Here is a 16,935-nt window from a genome sequence, read left to right as displayed (position 1 = left end):
GAGACAATGACTTGAGAATGGGTTTGACAAGATTGGTAAAGGAAGCTAGCATAGGCGAGAATATTATTTGAATATTTGAGGATAGAATACCATATTTTATCCTCTTTTTTTCGGCATTAAGCTAACATTCAACACTTCTGGGTTTGAGTAAATAACCATAATAATTGGTCTCTTCTGCTCTCACCAGGGTGTCATCATCAGCATAAGCCGTTAAATAGATAATCGGAATAGACTGAAACTCATTGATTTTTTGAGCAGCTTCAATACCATCCATATCTCCCTCTAGAACAATATCCATTAAGATCAAATCTGGCTGATTAATTTTTCTATATTGGATAGCTTATTCTCCAGAAGCGACAATATCTATGACCTGATATCCCAGTTTTTTAAATTTGCTAGCGAGTCCTTGAGCAATCAATAATTCATCTTCTACAATTAAGATCTTAATGCTACCCATAATTACCACCTCCGAGGATATTTGAGTTCCAAGAATTTCAAGCGAATATGAGTTCCTATACCGGAAATTATTTCTGGCTTGGTTTTTAATTGCTCTGCCAAAGTGCAGACCAATTCTAATCCCATGGTATCCACTTGGCAAATATCAAAATTAGCTGGCAATCCAATCCCATTATCTTTTACCTCTATAGTGATGACCCGATCTTCATTTTTTTCTAGTCCTACCCAAATGATACCTTGATGGTTTTGCGGTTTGTTAGGAAAGGCATGTTTTAAGGCATTAGAGACTAATTCATTAACAATTAATCCACAAGGATTAGCTGTTTCAACATTCAGGTGAATGGAATTTAAATTTAAGATCAACTCAACATTTTGTTCTCGACCTTGATAGGAAGCTAGTAATCCTTCGACTAAAGATTCTAAGTAATCATCCAGTTAGACACGATCTAGATTCGCGGCCCTGTACAATTTCTCATGGATTAATAACATCGAATAAATTCGATTTTGGCTGTCTGACAATATTTTTATTAGACTAGAATTTTCTAGATATTCAGACTGCAACTCTAAGAGGTTAGACACCACCATCAAATTATTTTTAACCCGATGATGAATTTCTTTGAGTAAAACCTCTTTTTCTCTCAGGGAAGCTTTAAGTTTTTCTTCGGCTTGTTTGCGATCGCTAATTTCTTCAAATACCCAAATATAATAATGATTCTCCCCAGAAGTCTTGCGGACTAAGGAGATCGTGACATGACCCCAAACTATTTTGTTATCCTTACAAATATATTGACTCTCTAGGGTTTCACTGGGATTATCTTCGATCAATATACGATCGATAGTGCCCATCAATTTCCCTAAATCTTCTGGAGCAGTAATATCTTCAAACGTTCTCGATAGCATTTCGGGGCGATTATATCCGAGAATATCACAAAATTTCTGATTAACTCGGAAAAAATGTCCATTTAAAGTCACAATTGCCATGCCCACGGCGACCTGCTCAAAAATTGCTCTAAATCGCTCCTCACTTTCCCGCAGCGCTTCCTCGGCTTTTTTGCGTTCGGAAATATCCCGAAAAATCCCACAATTATATTCTTTACCATTAAACTCTAAATAATTCATCCGCATTTCTACAGGAACAGGCGCTCCATTGCTTGTCCAAAGAATCGATTCACAGGTTAGAGATTTTAACTGACGTAATTCCTGCCAACGATCTTGCCAGCTCTCAGCCGAATAGAAGGTATCAATCTGATAAAATTTCAGGTTTAATAACTCCGATTGCTCATATCCTAATGTTCGGCAAGCTGAGTCATTGACATAAAACAATTGTGCCTCAGTAGACATTAGGACAACGATATCGCCTAGGCGATTGAGAGTAAACTGAGTTAACCGTAATTGCTCTTCAATTTGCTTTCGTTCGGTGACATTTTCATAGGTTCTCAAAATCCCTACTACTTGATCTTTGGCATCATAGAGAGGAATCGTATTGGTATCAATCCATAAACGAGTACCATCTTCTTCCAGCTTGGTTTCTATGCGATGATATTCCGGGTGATTGCAACTCATCACCTGACGATCGCCGAGTCGATACCCATCTGCCTCGTCACGAGTCCAAAACAAATCATAATCGGTTTTCCCCACAATCTCTTCTGGGGTAGATAACCCGGCTAACTGGGCAAAATTCCGATTACAGCCCAAATACATCGAATTTAAATCTTTCCAAACAATAAATTGAGGACTATTATCCATCACCAATTGCAACAACTGCTTAGAGCGCCTCAATTCCTCCTGAGCGTGGTGGAGATCGCCAATTTCCTGACGCAACTGCTCATTGACTTCCTGTAACTGGGCTGTGCGCTCCTGTACCCGCTGCTCTAACTCGGCATTCAATCGTTGCAACGCTCCTGTTCTCTGCTCCACAATCATCTCGAGCTGTTCCCGAATATTCTGAAGTCGCAGCTCTGCCTCCTTACGATCTGTAATTTCCCGTGCCACCCAAACAACCGAATTCTTAGAAATCGGCGAAATATGACTCGTAAACCATAAATCTCGATTGCCTTGGCGCACGCTATATTCAAACGTTACGGGATACTGACGAGCAAGCGATCGCTCAATTTGACTGCGAAAAATCTCAGTTTGGTCTCCATCCCAAAACAACTCCAAAGTCTGATTGACAATATCCCACTGAGGATGGGCGAAAATCATCGGATGGGTAGGAATGACCTCAATTTCCTGAAGATCGGCATCCAAAACCAAAACCACATCCTGCATCGCCTGAAAAATAGAGCGTATCTGCATTTCTTTATCTAACACAACCCTGGATTCTTGAACCCCAGACTCCACGTCTTGCTCTGACTCAAGGTTCTTACTTACCGATCTTGCAGCTCTCCCCTCACCCCAATAAAGATTCCTACACCTTCTTCGTAGAACTTTATTTTCTGCCTCTAATTCTCGAACCCGATGCTTTAAGCGCTCAAGCTCCTCAACTCGCAACTCATCCACGGGCAATCACTCCCTAGCATGAACTTTCACTCCTTCTATATTGGCATTTTCAGGGCGTGATCGCGCTCACTTGCGAGGCTTTAGCTCAGTCACTCACAGAACTTAGGTACTATCACCCTCTTTCGATAGTTCTATCACTGAGAAACTTCAAGGGATGTTCGATAGTAGAATAGTAGAGTTCAAGTGATTCGGAAATGCTATTTTCTATCGATTCCCATCATTCATCCCCAATCAAATTTCCTGTACCTGGCAGCCCCTTTGAATTAATTTCTGGAGGACGGGGCAATCCCTATGCCGCAAATCCTCCCAGGGTATTGGCGATCTCTGAAGATGCTCAACTACGCTGTGAGATCCGTACCCTGATGAGCAATCAAGGCTATGCTGTCACTGAAGCGGATGGAGCAATAGCTGGGTTACGCCTGGCTGAAGAAACGGAGCCAGATATTATTTTATTAGATGGTTCACTGTCCGATGGCGATAGCCTCACCTGTTGTCAACAGTTGCAAACCCTGTGGTATGCCCAAACAACTTCCGAGACTCCAGGGATTTTTATGCTCCATTCCCTAGATGATCCAGATTGGGTCACTCAAGCCTTTAATTTGGGCATTGTGGATATGATTGCCAAACCGATTCATGGCACGCTCCTAGTACAACGGGTGAAACGCTGGTGGGAACAAACTCAAAAGTTTCAAGAACTCACCGATGCCAATCAAGAATTGCAACGGTTAGCAGGTATCGATCGCCTCACCCAGCTAGCAAACCGTCATTACTTTGATGAAACTTTGGAGAGGGAGGTCCGACAAATGAAACGGGCCCAAACTCCCTTATCCTTGATTCTGGCGGATGTGGATTATTTTAAGCTCTATAACGATTGCTACGGCCATCTTCAGGGCGATCGCTGCTTACAAGAGATTGCCCAAGGTATTCGGAGAGCGGTCCGTCGTCCCCAAGATTTAGTGGCTCGCTACGGTGGAGAAGAATTTGCGGTGATTCTACCTCAAACCAATGCAATTGGAGCGATCGCCGTAGCCCGAAATATTCGTCACGAAATCGGGCAACTACACATTCCCCATGCTCAATCTGAGGTTAGCGATCGTATTACCCTCAGCTTAGGGATTGCCTGTGCTTTTCCAGAAGAGAACTGTTCAGCCATACAACTGATTCAAGCTGCTGACCGAGGATTATACCGAGCTAAAGAACAAGGTCGCGATCGCCTGGAAGAATCCGATGAACCCAGTGAGTCCTCCTTGTAACTGTGCTGTCTGGCTCCTCTCTAGGGTTGATAGAAAATGGCAAACACAGATGTATATCCATGTAAAAACGTATTACCACCCACTGGGCCAATCTCACCTTGACAGAAAAAACCACTCAGGGGAATCGATGGAAAGTATCTCTGAAATAATCCTGAATCAACATTCGGCTCGTCATACAGTTCTTCCCCTCGCCCCAAACAGGTAAACATCAAAGCACCCACTTTGGAAGGACAACTTGATGACAAGAACAGCTTGCCCCCAGTTTGCCGATCTAATTGCTGCTGGTATCGCTCCAATAGAGTCTGTAACTCTTCTTGGGAGGCTAAAGCATCCCGCAGATGAAATTGAATCCGTTGAGCAATTCGCACCCGTTCGGCGATCGCCAAAGCACCTATCCTCGGATCGATCCCCAACAAATTGCGAATTAAAAAATCCTCCGGTTCCAGCTCAGTCTTAAAACTATCCGTTGCCACGCCCACAAACAGGGAATCTTGGGCCAACTCCCGGTCTTCTTCACTTAAGTTAGCCACAGTTTCGCGTAAAATTTCCAAGGGAACCCCAGTTTTACCGCCCTGAAATCCACTAGCTTCTTCTTCTTGCAATTCTAAAACAATATTACGTTCAGCCTTGGTAATTTGATAAATCGAACCAATGGGACGGCAACCTTGAGCTACAATCGTCTCTACGGCAATGTTGCCACTCAGGGCTAAACCCACGATTCCCTCGCTATAGAGTTCGTAGTTATAAAATAAACTACTGCCCTGATTGACCGGACTTGAACTAGCCAACCCCCCCACTTTCAGACTATGGGGATAGGCAAAATCTAAACCTTGAAGCAGATCATTCAAACCTGGGCACATGGGATCGCCCAAGAGAATCAAATGGGGATGGCGTTCGGGAGATACTCCCACTAACTCCACCCATGGATCGGGAGGGCCATCGAGATCGGGTAATTCTTCGGTATCAATGTAAAATGCATTGACCTGAACACCCGGCAATCGGGCTAAAGTCAAACTTAAGGCTGCTTGATCTTCAAATTCTTCAGGAGTCTCGCCAGAGACCATCCCAATGATGCCTCCACCTCCACAGCCGATCAACACCCTGGTGTTGAGCTTTTCTTGCAGCAAGGGCATTAAGCGGGAAAATTCGCTGGTAAAGGCAGACGAGATAAAGACTAGCGCAATAGAGGCGGGTTCGGGCATTTGTCGATGGACTATTTCGACAACTTCAGCGATCGCAGCCTCCAGAGATGGACGGGTAGATAAGGCATTTGCCCATTGCATCTGCTCCAATCTTCGACTCCCCTGTTGTGTAAACCTGTTTTAATATTAAATTAATATGTGCCCTTCGTTCAGATTCGATTGTGAATTGTTAGGATAGTGCAGAAATGGGCCGAGTGGTTTAACGTATCCTTGAAGAACACTTACTGAAAATCTAGAACCCTATCTTATGACGAACAACACCCAATCGAAGATGGAAGAGAAAATTGACCAAGAGTTAACTGAAGCTCGTGCCGTTTGCGATGCACAAGGGGCTAACTCACCTGAATGTGCTGCGGCTTGGGATGCGGTTGAAGAACTGCAAGCAGAAGCTTCTCACCAAAAGCAAGTCAAGCCCAAAACTGGGTTTGAACAATATTGTGATAATAATCCCGATGCGGCTGAATGTCGGATTTATGAGGACTAAACCCTTAGATCTGAGTCTTGGGTAAATCATTATTATGAGGCTGAGTGACCCCTTTCACTCAGCCTTTTCGTTGAAAGGGTTGAGTTTTGATGCACATCACCACTCCATTATCTAGTCGCTTTCAGGGCGCTCTCTGGGGCGCAGCGATCGCTGATTCTCATTCCCCGATTTCAGAGTCTGTTTGGGGAACTTTGGTGGTTCAAGGATGTCAACAGTTTATTCAACAGGGCATGTTAAGGTTTCAGGATCTGCCCGTTGCCCAGCCTTGGGAAGTGACTGGCCTGATTATACCGATATCCCTGTATTTCCATGAAAACCGAGAGTCCTTGGTGGAAAATTGGCAAGCGATCGCCGACCATTATCAGTTATCTTCAGATTGCCAAATCCTGGGCTTACAGATCGCGACCGGCCTCAGTGCCTTGGTTGAAGGCTCTGTCACTCCACATCAATTAATCGCTGATGGGCGATCTCACTTAGCCCAGTTTCACCCCAATACTTTAGATAACTTGCCCGCTCACTCTGCCCTGCTTCACGGTTTAGAGAGCTTTGTACAGAGTTCTGAATCTTTTCCAGGGGCGATCGCCCTAGCCCAGCAAAATCCCCAACAACCGTTCCTGAGCAGTCGTATTGCTGCAACCCTGTGCGGAACTTACCAAACTCGTCTCGGCATTCCCCTACCCTGGCAAATTTTCTTAGCAGAGAAAATTCAAAATCCCAAAACACCTTGGCCCCATGGGATTAAAGCCTTAGATACCCTCAGCGCCCATCTACTCGCCAGTTGGTCAGGAGCCGATCTAGTCTCCATTAAAAATTAAAAATTTTGGTAATCGATAATTGGGGATTTTTCCGATCCCCATATCCCCATCTCTAGAGTGTCTGGAATCTCCTGCCACCCCCGACTTCCGAGCCAGGAGCGATCCAGAAAAGAGCGGGTCACGCTAAGATAGTCTAGATTGGGAGGTACTAAAGATGTGCTAAATTCTCCTAATAACTAGGAAGGAGTAAGCAAAACGACAGCTTAAACCAAACCCGCTGGAGTATTGTCCTGGCCACAGTTAAATTGGGCCAGATCAAAAACCCTGTAGCCAATTTGAGTTGGGTGCCACAATGAAATCTTTGCAAGCACTGAGTAAACGGGTAGACCAATGGTGGCGAATGTACATCACCAATGCTCCCAAACCATGCCAACCTGGATACAAAGCCTCTTCCCCTTCTGAGAAAACACCAGGGACTGATGTGGCTTATCCACCCCAGAATGTTGCGCGCCAAACATCAGTCAAAAAAATCCCCCCTACGGCTTTTTTTGTGGTTGCCGTTGCTTCAGTGACCAGTTCTTTCGGTTATCGCTTCTACAGCGCGCCCCAACTGCGACCAGGAACTTTAGCTCCAGAAACCATCACTGCTCCCCGCACAGAAAAGGTGATTGATGAAAAGGAAACGGAAAATAGGCGCAAATTAATCCGTAGCGGTTCCTATACGGTACTGAAAATCAATTTGGAGTTAAACCAAGAACTTCAGAACACTGTAACCAGTTTATTGGCTCCAGGGGAGTATTGGCGGCGGCAAACGGGTGAATTTCCTTATGTGGAGGAGTCTCTGTTGCCGGTCGAAACGCAGCGCTATTTACGCCAACTCTCGAATAGCCAATGGCAACAAATTATAGAAATCCTCCAAATGTTTCCTGTAGAAGAAACCGAAGAACAGGAACCGGAACAACCGTCTAGTGCCAATGATTCTCCAGGCGATCTTCAATATCCACTGGTGCTTAATCCCCAACTTCAGGGGGCGATCGCCCAATTGCAAAGTGTGAAACAACAAAGTTCAGCCAGTGACTGGGCAAATCTTGTATTTAAGATTTCTGAGTCCCGGAATAACTATGAATTGGCTCTAGATCAACTGACAATAGAACAGACCGACAATAGTATCAACTTGTATCCTCCTGCTTTATTTGATTGGAGTGCTGCAACTTGGGAAGAGACCCAAACCGGTGTCAAGCGAAGTCTGGAGCGGATTTTAACCCAAGGTTTGGCTGAAGGTCTGCCAGAGCGACAATTGCAACAGGCGATCGCCCTGCAAGTGCAAGATTTAGTCCCCCCAGAAACACAGAAGTTTGCCTCAGATACGCTCCATACCGTTCTTAAGGGACAACATAATCTAATTCACGATAAAGAAGAAGCCAACCGCTTGGCAGAAAAAGCGGCTGAGGCTTTCCCCTCCATTGAGTATCAAGTGAATAAGGGGGAAATTATTGTCAGTAAAGGAGATAAGATTTCTGACAAACAGTTTGTCCTCATTGACCATTTTGAATTAAGCCAGCGTCAAATTAATTGGGAAGGATTAAGTGCTTATGCTTTGCTAATCGGTGGCTCAGTAACCATTTTTTGGCTGGTGGCAAGGCGGGTTCATCCGGGAATGCGTCAACGAGACCGGATTCTGATCCTTTTACTGACCTTAACGTCTCCCTTGTTGGTTAGCCTTAAGTTACCGTCGATCGCTCTATCGGGAATTGGCTTATTGTTGGGAGGCTTTTATGGTTCTAGTATCGCCACGACTGTAGTCGGTTTGACGGCTGCTGTATTGCCAATTGGCATGGATGTGATTTGGAATCAGTGGTTAGCCAGTGCCGCTGGAGGGATCTTAGCGGGAATGATGGCTGGGCGGATGCGATCGCGTGAAGAAGCGTCTGTTTTGGGGATCGGAGTCGGTTTAACCCAAGGGTTTGCCTATTTGGTGGTCACTCTAATTCAAACTGCAATTCCGGGAATTACTTGGCAACCTTTGTTAACTCGTGCTGCTCTGCAAGGGTTGGGAGGATTAGCTTCGAGTATCGCTGCTTTAGGATTGAGTCCCTATCTGGAAAATTTGTTTGATTTGGTCACTCCGGTGCGCTTGGCAGAAATTTCTAATCCTAATCGTCCCCTGCTACAACGGTTAGCGGCTGAAGCTCCTGGAACGTTTCAACATACTCTATTTGTAGCCACCCTCGCAGAAGCAGCCACTCGTAACCTGGGGGGTAATTGTGAGCTAGTCCGTGCTGGAACCCTGTACCATGATATTGGTAAGATGCACGATCCCCTAGGATTTATTGAAAATCAAATGGGTGGGCCCAATAAACACGATGAGATTCAAGACCCCTGGAAAAGTGCAGAAATTATTAAGAAACATGTGAGTGAAGGTTTGGTATTGGCGAAACAGTATCGCCTACCGAAAGCGATACAGGCCTTTATTCCCGAACATCAAGGGTCGATGTTAATTGCCTTTTTCTATTATCAAGCCAAACAAATGGCTGAGGCCGATCCGAGTGTAATTGTGAAGGAAGAGGCTTTTCGCTATCCAGGGCCGATTCCCCAATCACGGGAAACGGGTATTGTGATGTTAGCCGATTCTTGTGAAGCTGCCTTGCGATCGCTCAAAGAAGCGACCTATGAAGAGGCTTTAGGGATGGTGAATAAAATTCTCAGAGCGAGATGGCAAGATAATCAGTTGGTCGATTCGGGTTTGAAGCGCGAGGAAATGCCCATAATTGCAGATACGTTTGTTCGCGTTTGGCAACAGTTTAATCATAAGCGGATTGCTTATCCTAAAGGGGCACTACCCAAGTAGCAGAGGTAACTAGGGCTTGCTGAAAAAGCTGAGGATTGTGCGATCGTAGAAAGTGAGAAAATTTCCCATCTCGGCATTAATAAATTGTCCTAAACCCGGTTTCATTCGAGGGCATTACCTCTTCTTCTTTTGCATAACCGATTTGACCATCTTTCCAAACCTCTTATCTCTTTGTCGTTTTTCCAGATAAGACATTTGATTGAATTCCGACTCTTTTTTCATCTTCATATAATTTTGATAACGTTGTTCAGACAGATCCCCAGCCTCTATAGCAGTACGAATCGCACAACCTTTTTCATGAGTATGAGAACAGTTAGAAAATTTGCAGCTTTGCGAAAGCTCCACAATGTCTAAGAAGGTCTCATCGAGTCCCTCATCTACAGATAGACTACCAAGCTCTCTCATTCCTGGGGTATCTACTATCACTGCTCCTCTTTCCAGGGAAACTAATTGACGGATTGTTGTCGTGTGTCGGCCTTTGCTCTGTATTTTACTTACGGGTTGCGTTTCATATTTTTCATTACCTATGATGCGGTTAAGTAAAGTAGTTTTACCGACACCAGAAGACCCTAGCAAGCAGTATGAAAATTCCCTCTTTAACAAGCCAACAACTGAGCCGATATTATCCTGGTTTAAGTTGCTAAACTCCATGACAAGAGTATGAGGAGCAATACTCAGAACTTTTTTCTTGATTTTATCTATCTCTTCCTTGGAGATCAGATCGCATTTACTGAGAAGAATAATAGGCTCAATTCCGCTTTCATTGACCATAACAAGATAGCGCTCTAGCCTTCGTAGATTAAAATTATCATTCAAAGATTGAATAATGAAAGCAACATCAATATTTGCAGCTATCAACTGAAAATCCACCACTTTTCCAGCCGCCTTTCTCTGTAGGAGAGTCTTTCTTGGGAAAACACCATATATAATTGCATGGGTATCATCATCAAAGAAATCGGCATATACCCAATCACCAGTAGTCGGAAGGTCGTATGCTGACTCGGTATGGTAAAGAAGATTTCCTGACAATTCGGCAAATATCTCTTGCCCCCCCTTGGTCACAGTGTAGCTGTCTTTATGCACAGAAACTACCCGTGCAACACCGTGAACAGCAATCATTTCATCATCTACTCGACTCTTAAACCAGTCATCATACCCCAGGCTTTTCAGATCGTCCATAATGAACTTTAGGTCTTGTTTTTTCTGCTGTACCTAACTATGAATTATACGCTAAATTAGCATACTATGTCCTGAAACACCCAAAATGCTAGAATTGCGCTCCGTCTAATTGAGCATCCGATAAGTTGGCCTTATCACTTATCATTTATTATTGATTTTAATTTGGAGTAATTTATTGAGGAGCTTTTCCAGATTCTTAACATCATCGGTCATCAACTCACGCCCTACGGATATTAGTTTACTGCCGATATCAAACCAGATTCTCAGAAACATAAACCCAAAAAATAGAGCAATGATTCTCAGCAAACCTAGAGGAATCCCAATTTGTACTCGATCGCCATTGTTCGTGATGGTGATTTGCCTTATTTCATCTTCACGACCAGCAATGAATTGATAGATCGGGCTGGTGGCAAATTCTACAATGTAGGGTTCAAGCTTAAACAGAAGCATGAGTAAAATCAGAATCCCTGTTGTAATGAAAAAAATTCCGATATGTTTTTTAGAAATCTCCAAGGGCTGACTCCTGAAAGCGCTATAATCTGTGGTGAGAGGCTAGAGAACACTAACCTTTCACCACACATTTTCTCTAGGATAGCCCATCTAAACGGGGCTATGAAAGCTCTGGATCGGCAGCTTCTAGACCACTAGAGGCCATGGCTTCAGAAACCCAGGCTTGGGGGTCAATGGCCAGACTAGCAAAGCGATCGCCGACAAAGACAGGCGTTTGTCCATTTTTTATTTGCAGATCGTAGTCGTCGAGGACAGCAAACCCAACATTAGAGAGCAGCAATAGAGCCGCTAAATTAACTAGGGCTAAGAGTCCCATGGTGACATCTGCAAAGCCAAAGACCGTACCCAAATCTTGCACTGCCCCCCAGATCACTAGGGTCAGGGTCAGAACTCGAAAGACGTTGAATAGGGTCTTATTTTCGTTGCTGAAAAAGTTGAGACTATTCTCGCCCAAGTAGTAGTTATAAATGATGGAGGTAAAGGCAAACAGGAATAGAGCAATGGTGATAAAAGCCTGACCCCACCAACCGATATGTTCAGCCATAGCTTGTTGGGTGAGGGTGACCCCTCCTAATGCATCGTTACCAGGTTCATAGACCGAAGAAAGCAAGATCACGAATGCGGTGCAGGAACAGAGGATCAGAGTGTCGATGAAGACGCTGAGAGCTTGGACAATGCCCTGTTCTACGGGATGTTTGACATAGGCGATCGCCGCTACATTAGGAGCGCTACCTAAACCGGCTTCATTGGAGAATAAGCCACGCTTGATGCCGTACATGATGGTGGTTCCGACACCTCCGGCGATCGCGGTTTTCACGCCAAATGCGCTCTGTACAATGGTGGTAAATACGGCGGGAATTTGCCCCAAGTTAGTCACAATGACAAAGAGGGCGAGGAGGAAATATCCCATAGCCATAAAAGGAACAACGTACTCAGCAACCTCAGCAATACGCTTTACACCCCCAAAAATAATTATCCCTAGAACTACCATGAGAGCAAAACCAGTGATATTTGGATTTAAACCAAAGGTTTCTTGAAAAGAGGTGGCTACGGTATAGGACTGAACTGCGTTGAACCCAAAGCCAAATGTGACCAGTAAGAGTATAGAAAAGATACTCGCCATCCAAGGTTGTTTCAAACCCCGTTCCATGTAATATGCTGGGCCACCGCGATAGGAACCATCCGGTTCAGCAGTTTTAAAAACTTGGGCAATCATACATTCAAAAAAGCTAGTGGCCATACCCACTAGCCCAATCATCCACATCCAAAAAATTGCACCCGGGCCGCCTAGAGTAATGGCAACAGCAACCCCGGCAATATTACCACCTCCCACCCGTCCAGCTACACTCAGGGCAAGGGCTTGAAAGGAACTCAGATGTCCTTCTTCTTTAGCAAAGGCATCTTGGAGATTGCCCAACATCTGCCCAAAATAGCGAAACTGGACAAAGCGCGATCGGATGGAAAAATAAAGACCAATGGGAACTAAAACAACAACTAAAATTTTGCCCCAAATTAAATCATTTAAAAAGCTCAACACGGTTTCATAGCCTCATATTAAACGAACCGAGGAGATCGGATTTAGCCCACAGTGCTAGAACTTTTGAGAGCATGAAAGCACAAAAAATTAGGGTGATAGCCCGTAAGGTGACTGACTCAACCCCAAGATGCATTCTCTGCGATAACACTTAGATTAAAATGATCTACTTTCTGTCAATATTTTGTAGACCTTAACTTGAAATAGAGGGCATAACTGTATCCAGGTCTACAATTGGGTTCGCACTTTTGTCCTCTTCTGAAACCGAAACGTAATTCCTAAAACGATTTTATTGATGGGTTAACACTCTGCTCTTCCTGATGACCGATGACCAGCAGCCGATCAATGCTAAGAATTAATTCTAAGATCGGGTATGCGATACTGACCCCAGTTGTAGATCGGCTCTAACTGAGCAGCTAAAGATAAGAGTGTAGCTTCTGCGCCGGGTTTTCCCACCAGTTGCACGCTCAAGGGTAAACCCCGATCGCCAAATCCGACAGGAAGAGCGATCGCCGGTTGTCCCGTCGCATTAAATGGGGGGCAGGGAGCGACCCAATGGCTGACCTTTTCAAAGATTTGAGTGGGGTCTAAACCTGCCCATTCTCCAACTTTAATGGGCTGATGGAGATAAACGGGCAACAATAAAACATCATAGTCATCCCAAAATCCCACTATCCGGCGGCTAATTCTCTGCATTTCCTTCACGGCTTGCAGATATTGCCCAGCGTTAACGGTGCGAGAGGCTAACCATTGATTGATCGGCTCTAACAGTTCCAGAGGTAAACCAGAAGCCGCTACTCCAGACTGCCAAATCGTTGTAAAGGATTCTTGTAGATCGGAAACTAGAGGACACGCTTCTTCCACATGATGGCCGAGATCGGCTAAGACCTTGGCGGTATCGGTGACCGCTTGTTGATATTCTGGACTAGCTTGACCAAAGTCAGATAAGTTCGGGCTAAAGGCGATCCGCAGGGAAGAGGGGGGGGTTTGGTAGCTTTGGGCAAAGGGAATGGAAGGCTCGGGGAACCAATAGGGATCTCCAGTGATATAGCCAGCCATGACATCGAGTAAGGTGGCAGTATCGGCAATATTGCGGGCCAAAACGCCGTTGGTTCCTAAGCCATGAAGACTATCACCTACAGGAGCGCAGGAAATCCGCCCTCGCGAGGGTTTTAAGCCCACCACTCCACAACAGGCGGCTGGTCCGCGCACTGAACCGCCACCATCCGAGCCATGGGCAATGGGACATAAACCGGCGGCTAGGGCAGAGGAAGCACCTCCACTGGAGCCTCCAGAGGTATGGTCTAAGTTCCAGGGATTACGGGTGGGGGGAAAGCCGGGCGGTTCGGTAAAGGGCATGGAGCCGAGTTGGGAGGCGGCGGTTTTACCGAGGAGAATAAATCCAGCTTGCCGTAGTTTGGTGACAACACCATCATCTTCGGTTGCCATTTCGTTTTTTAAGCCAGCGACTCCAAAGCAACAGCGCACGTCTTTAACGCGTTTGAGGTCTTTGACGGAGATGGGAACGCCGAAGAATGGGGGCAGATCGCTGGAGTTTTGGGCTAGGGTTTCGGTTTTGGCTTTGGCATCGGCGATCGCCTCTTCTGCCATGACGGTAAAGTAGCTACCCAGTTGGCCATCATAGGTGGCGATGCGGTCTAGATAGAGTTCAACTAATTCTAGGGGAGAAATCTGTTTGCTGCGGATCAGTTGGGCTTGTTCTGTGGCTGGGGTAAAGGCGAGGTCGGTTGAGTTCATTATGATTAGGGTTAAGATCTCGATGAGAATACTCTTTATTATGGGAAGGAGTTGCGGTGGTTGCGGCGATCGCTTGGCCAGTTTGCCAATTGTCCCTTTCTTTGATGAAACCCAATTTTTATTTTATCCGGAGCGAGGTTTTATCTAGGGGAACAGAAGTTAATAGATGCACCCTGATTCCTATCTCGCCCCCAGTTCTTAACAACTGGGGGTTTTTTATGGGAAATAGGGAATAGCTTGTCTTGCTTAAGGTCTAATATCAAATCCTTAAATAGTTGTGATATCAAGTCCGATTAAACTGTTGTCATTGCGACCGCAGGGAAGCAATCGCTGAGATTTGGAGAGATAGCCGAGCTTGCTTCACTCCACTACGTTTCGTTCGCAATGACTATATCGTAATTTATGCAACGGACTTGATATGACTTATTCTCTGTGTTATCCCTCCATACCCTACAACAGGGTGCGATCGGTGAGAATTTCGTAACCGTCCTGGGTCACCAAAACGGTATGCTCAAATTGGGCAGACAGGGAATTATCCACGGTCACGACAGTCCATTGGTCGGGTAAAACACGAGTCACTTTTGAACCGGCATTGATAATCGGTTCGATCGCCAATATCATTCCTGGACGCAGTTTCTCATTGGGTAGGGCATCGGTGCGAAAGTGAAATACCGCTGGTTCTTCATGCAAGTTTCGCCCCACCCCATGACCCGTATAATTTTCAACTATTTTATAGCCATAAGGTCTTACATAATCTTCAATTCCACCGGCAATATCTAGCAGCGAGTTCCCCGGTTTTACTTGTTTTATGCCTTCATAGAGAGCTTGTTCTGCGACTTCCATCAGTTTTTGGGTCGATCCTGGAATTTTACCCATGGCAATCGTAATACAGGAGTCACCGTGATAACCCTGGTAATAAGCCCCCGTATCTACTTTCAGCAAATCCCCCAATTTTAGGACTTGTTTACGGGAGGGAATACCATGAACAACTTGATGATTAACCGAGGCACAAATTGAAGCCGGAAAGCCATGATATCCCTTAAAACTTGGTGTTGCACCCATCTGGCGAATCCGTTGTTCTGCATAGGCATCGAGATCGGCAGTGGTCATCCCCGGTTCAGCAATTTCAGCAATTTCTTTGAGAACCGTCGCCACAATTTTCCCACTGGTTCGCATGATCTCGATTTCGGGTTCTGACTTGATTTCGATACCTCGATTCCGTTGACCGAAAAGCGGTTTCATTACAGGTTGAGAGAAGAGTTTAGCAAAAATATTCATGTTCGTTGTTCGTAACCCAATTGAAAATAAAAACCTAACAACATAAAGAGGATGCAACGCATAACGCATAATGAAGCAAGCAAAGCGCTGTCAGAGATCAAATCAAACTCATTTTAGTTGTCACAGTTTACTCTGTTGGCAAAATTGGCAAGAGCTACCTACCTTCTAAGCAATATAGCGATTCTCTCTTCTGTTGAGTACAACTTGAAGCCTTACACCCTAAATAATAGAAGCTATTACTAGAGTGCAAAGCGCTATAACACTTTTCAAGTGTGAGTTTTAATGGATTAAAATCCTAGAAGGCTTACTGAGCCTCTACCGTTTGTTCCAGATTCCCGAGATTAAACAAAAACGGTACACCCGAATTTGATTCACCTCCAGTAACTAAAACTTTAGGCATTTGTGCCCCTCCTTCTCGCCAGGCTTCGATCGCCTCTTTTTGCAGTACTAATGTACCTCCTTGGGCCCTTAATGTCTCGGCTAATAACCGTTGAGCTTCGGCTTTCCCTTTCGCCCGGTTAACATCGGCTTGGGCTTCTTGTTCGGCTTCTTGGGCAATATAAATCGCCCGTTGCGCCCGTTGTTCGGCAATTTGTTTTTCTTCTACCGCACGGGCAAATTCAGCGGAAAAGGTCAGGTCAATGACACTGGTATCCAGGACAATAATGCCATATTTTTCTAGTCTTTGATCCAACGCGATATCAAAATCATGCTTCAATTCTGTCCGTTTGGTAATCGACTCTTCTACGGTTCGCACCGCCGCCGCAATTTTAAAAGATTCCTGGGTTTGGGGCGCAATCACTTTAGAAACCAAATTTTGTAGGGTTCCTTGGGTTCGGCGAATTTCGACAACTTTCAGGGGATCGAGGCGAAAGTTAATGGCAAAACTGGCGCTTAATTCTTGTAAATCACGGGTGGAACTTTGGGCTGGGACTTCAAATTTTTGTACGGTGACATCATAAACATCAACGTTAGAAATTAAAGGGGGTTTGAAGTGAATTCCTTCTAGGAGTGCCCCATCTCTGGCTTTCCCTAAAACACTCAAAACCCCAGCCTGACCGGGATTGATAATTACAAAGCTGTTTGCACCAATTAAAATGATCAATGCTGCAATAATGCCAAACAGAATTCCGGATACGCCAATGTCTGATTGACTTCTGGTCATGATAACTTCCTCAT

The 16,935-nt window shown here is 45.0% G+C and carries 14 protein-coding genes; 4 read left to right on the top strand and 10 right to left on the bottom strand.

The window, feature by feature from the left end:
• Nucleotides 1–121: 121 nt before the first annotated feature.
• The 3 genes from J7545_RS21540 to J7545_RS21530 form a co-directional block, all read right to left on the bottom strand.
• A complete protein-coding gene (locus J7545_RS21540; protein WP_318698082.1) occupies nt 122–337 on the bottom strand; it encodes a response regulator in 216 nt (71 codons plus the stop codon).
• Nucleotides 338–459: 122 nt separating this feature from the next.
• Complete coding sequence (locus J7545_RS21535; RefSeq protein WP_318698081.1) at nt 460–819, bottom strand: sensor histidine kinase; 360 nt, start codon at nt 817–819, stop codon at nt 460–462.
• Nucleotides 820–891: 72 nt separating this feature from the next.
• Nucleotides 892–2,751 carry a PAS domain S-box protein gene (locus J7545_RS21530; protein ID WP_318720117.1) on the bottom strand — a complete coding sequence of 620 codons (1,860 nt, stop codon included), beginning with the start codon at nt 2,749–2,751 and terminating at the stop codon, nt 892–894.
• 398 nt (nt 2,752–3,149) lie between these two features.
• Between J7545_RS21530 and J7545_RS21525 the strand changes: the two genes are divergently transcribed.
• A complete protein-coding gene (locus tag J7545_RS21525; RefSeq protein WP_318720116.1) occupies nt 3,150–4,208 on the top strand; it encodes a diguanylate cyclase in 1,059 nt (352 codons plus the stop codon).
• A gap of 20 nt (nt 4,209–4,228) precedes the next feature.
• On the opposite strand, the gene J7545_RS21520 is transcribed toward J7545_RS21525, so the two are convergent.
• Complete coding sequence (locus J7545_RS21520) at nt 4,229–5,491, bottom strand: FIST N-terminal domain-containing protein (protein ID WP_318698078.1); 1,263 nt, start codon at nt 5,489–5,491, stop codon at nt 4,229–4,231.
• A 166-nt stretch (nt 5,492–5,657) separates the two neighbouring features.
• Between J7545_RS21520 and J7545_RS21515 the strand changes: the two genes are divergently transcribed.
• From J7545_RS21515 to J7545_RS21505, 3 genes are all read left to right on the top strand, one after another.
• On the top strand, nt 5,658–5,894 hold the full coding sequence (locus tag J7545_RS21515) for a Calvin cycle protein CP12 (RefSeq protein ID WP_271939836.1): 237 nt from the start codon (nt 5,658–5,660) through the stop codon (nt 5,892–5,894).
• An 89-nt stretch (nt 5,895–5,983) separates the two neighbouring features.
• Complete coding sequence (locus J7545_RS21510; protein ID WP_318720115.1) at nt 5,984–6,709, top strand: hypothetical protein; 726 nt, start codon at nt 5,984–5,986, stop codon at nt 6,707–6,709.
• Between the two features lie 292 nt (nt 6,710–7,001).
• Nucleotides 7,002–9,497 (top strand): HDIG domain-containing metalloprotein, encoded by a 2,496-nt coding sequence (locus J7545_RS21505; protein WP_318720114.1) that lies wholly within the window; start codon nt 7,002–7,004, stop codon nt 9,495–9,497.
• A 114-nt stretch (nt 9,498–9,611) separates the two neighbouring features.
• Here J7545_RS21505 and rsgA read toward each other — a convergent pair whose 3' ends face one another.
• From rsgA to J7545_RS21475, 6 genes are all read right to left on the bottom strand, one after another.
• Nucleotides 9,612–10,676 carry a ribosome small subunit-dependent GTPase A gene (rsgA, locus tag J7545_RS21500; protein WP_318698075.1) on the bottom strand — a complete coding sequence of 355 codons (1,065 nt, stop codon included), beginning with the start codon at nt 10,674–10,676 and terminating at the stop codon, nt 9,612–9,614.
• Nucleotides 10,677–10,817: 141 nt separating this feature from the next.
• A complete protein-coding gene (locus J7545_RS21495; protein ID WP_318720113.1) occupies nt 10,818–11,189 on the bottom strand; it encodes a hypothetical protein in 372 nt (123 codons plus the stop codon).
• Nucleotides 11,190–11,286: 97 nt separating this feature from the next.
• Nucleotides 11,287–12,723 carry an alanine/glycine:cation symporter family protein gene (locus tag J7545_RS21490; RefSeq protein ID WP_318698073.1) on the bottom strand — a complete coding sequence of 479 codons (1,437 nt, stop codon included), beginning with the start codon at nt 12,721–12,723 and terminating at the stop codon, nt 11,287–11,289.
• A 345-nt stretch (nt 12,724–13,068) separates the two neighbouring features.
• Nucleotides 13,069–14,478 carry an amidase gene (locus tag J7545_RS21485; RefSeq protein WP_318698072.1) on the bottom strand — a complete coding sequence of 470 codons (1,410 nt, stop codon included), beginning with the start codon at nt 14,476–14,478 and terminating at the stop codon, nt 13,069–13,071.
• Nucleotides 14,479–14,928: 450 nt separating this feature from the next.
• A complete protein-coding gene (gene map, locus J7545_RS21480) occupies nt 14,929–15,756 on the bottom strand; it encodes a type I methionyl aminopeptidase (RefSeq protein ID WP_318698071.1) in 828 nt (275 codons plus the stop codon).
• 304 nt (nt 15,757–16,060) lie between these two features.
• Nucleotides 16,061–16,921: a prohibitin family protein gene (locus J7545_RS21475; protein ID WP_318698070.1), complete on the bottom strand. Its 861-nt coding sequence runs from the start codon at nt 16,919–16,921 to the stop codon at nt 16,061–16,063.
• Nucleotides 16,922–16,935: the final 14 nt, after the last annotated feature.

It is taken from the genome of Roseofilum sp. SBFL, assembly GCF_017746885.1.
In the GTDB taxonomy this organism is placed as follows: domain Bacteria; phylum Cyanobacteriota; class Cyanobacteriia; order Cyanobacteriales; family Desertifilaceae; genus Roseofilum.
Note: the sequence above shows the minus strand (reverse complement) of the source record. Positions and strands in the feature narration are given on the sequence as shown.

Coding starts and splice junctions, on each gene's coding strand:
- J7545_RS21510 (WP_318720115.1), top strand. CDS start 5,984: ATGCACATCACCACTCCATTATCTAGTCGCTTTCAGGGCGCTCTCTGG.
- J7545_RS21485 (WP_318698072.1), bottom strand. CDS start 14,478: ATGAACTCAACCGACCTCGCCTTTACCCCAGCCACAGAACAAGCCCAA.
- J7545_RS21525 (WP_318720116.1), top strand. CDS start 3,150: ATGCTATTTTCTATCGATTCCCATCATTCATCCCCAATCAAATTTCCT.
- J7545_RS21475 (WP_318698070.1), bottom strand. CDS start 16,921: ATGACCAGAAGTCAATCAGACATTGGCGTATCCGGAATTCTGTTTGGC.
- J7545_RS21530 (WP_318720117.1), bottom strand. CDS start 2,751: ATGCAGATACGCTCTATTTTTCAGGCGATGCAGGATGTGGTTTTGGTT.
- J7545_RS21520 (WP_318698078.1), bottom strand. CDS start 5,491: ATGCAATGGGCAAATGCCTTATCTACCCGTCCATCTCTGGAGGCTGCG.
- rsgA (WP_318698075.1), bottom strand. CDS start 10,676: ATGGACGATCTGAAAAGCCTGGGGTATGATGACTGGTTTAAGAGTCGA.
- J7545_RS21515 (WP_271939836.1), top strand. CDS start 5,658: ATGACGAACAACACCCAATCGAAGATGGAAGAGAAAATTGACCAAGAG.
- map (WP_318698071.1), bottom strand. CDS start 15,756: ATGAATATTTTTGCTAAACTCTTCTCTCAACCTGTAATGAAACCGCTT.
- J7545_RS21505 (WP_318720114.1), top strand. CDS start 7,002: ATGAAATCTTTGCAAGCACTGAGTAAACGGGTAGACCAATGGTGGCGA.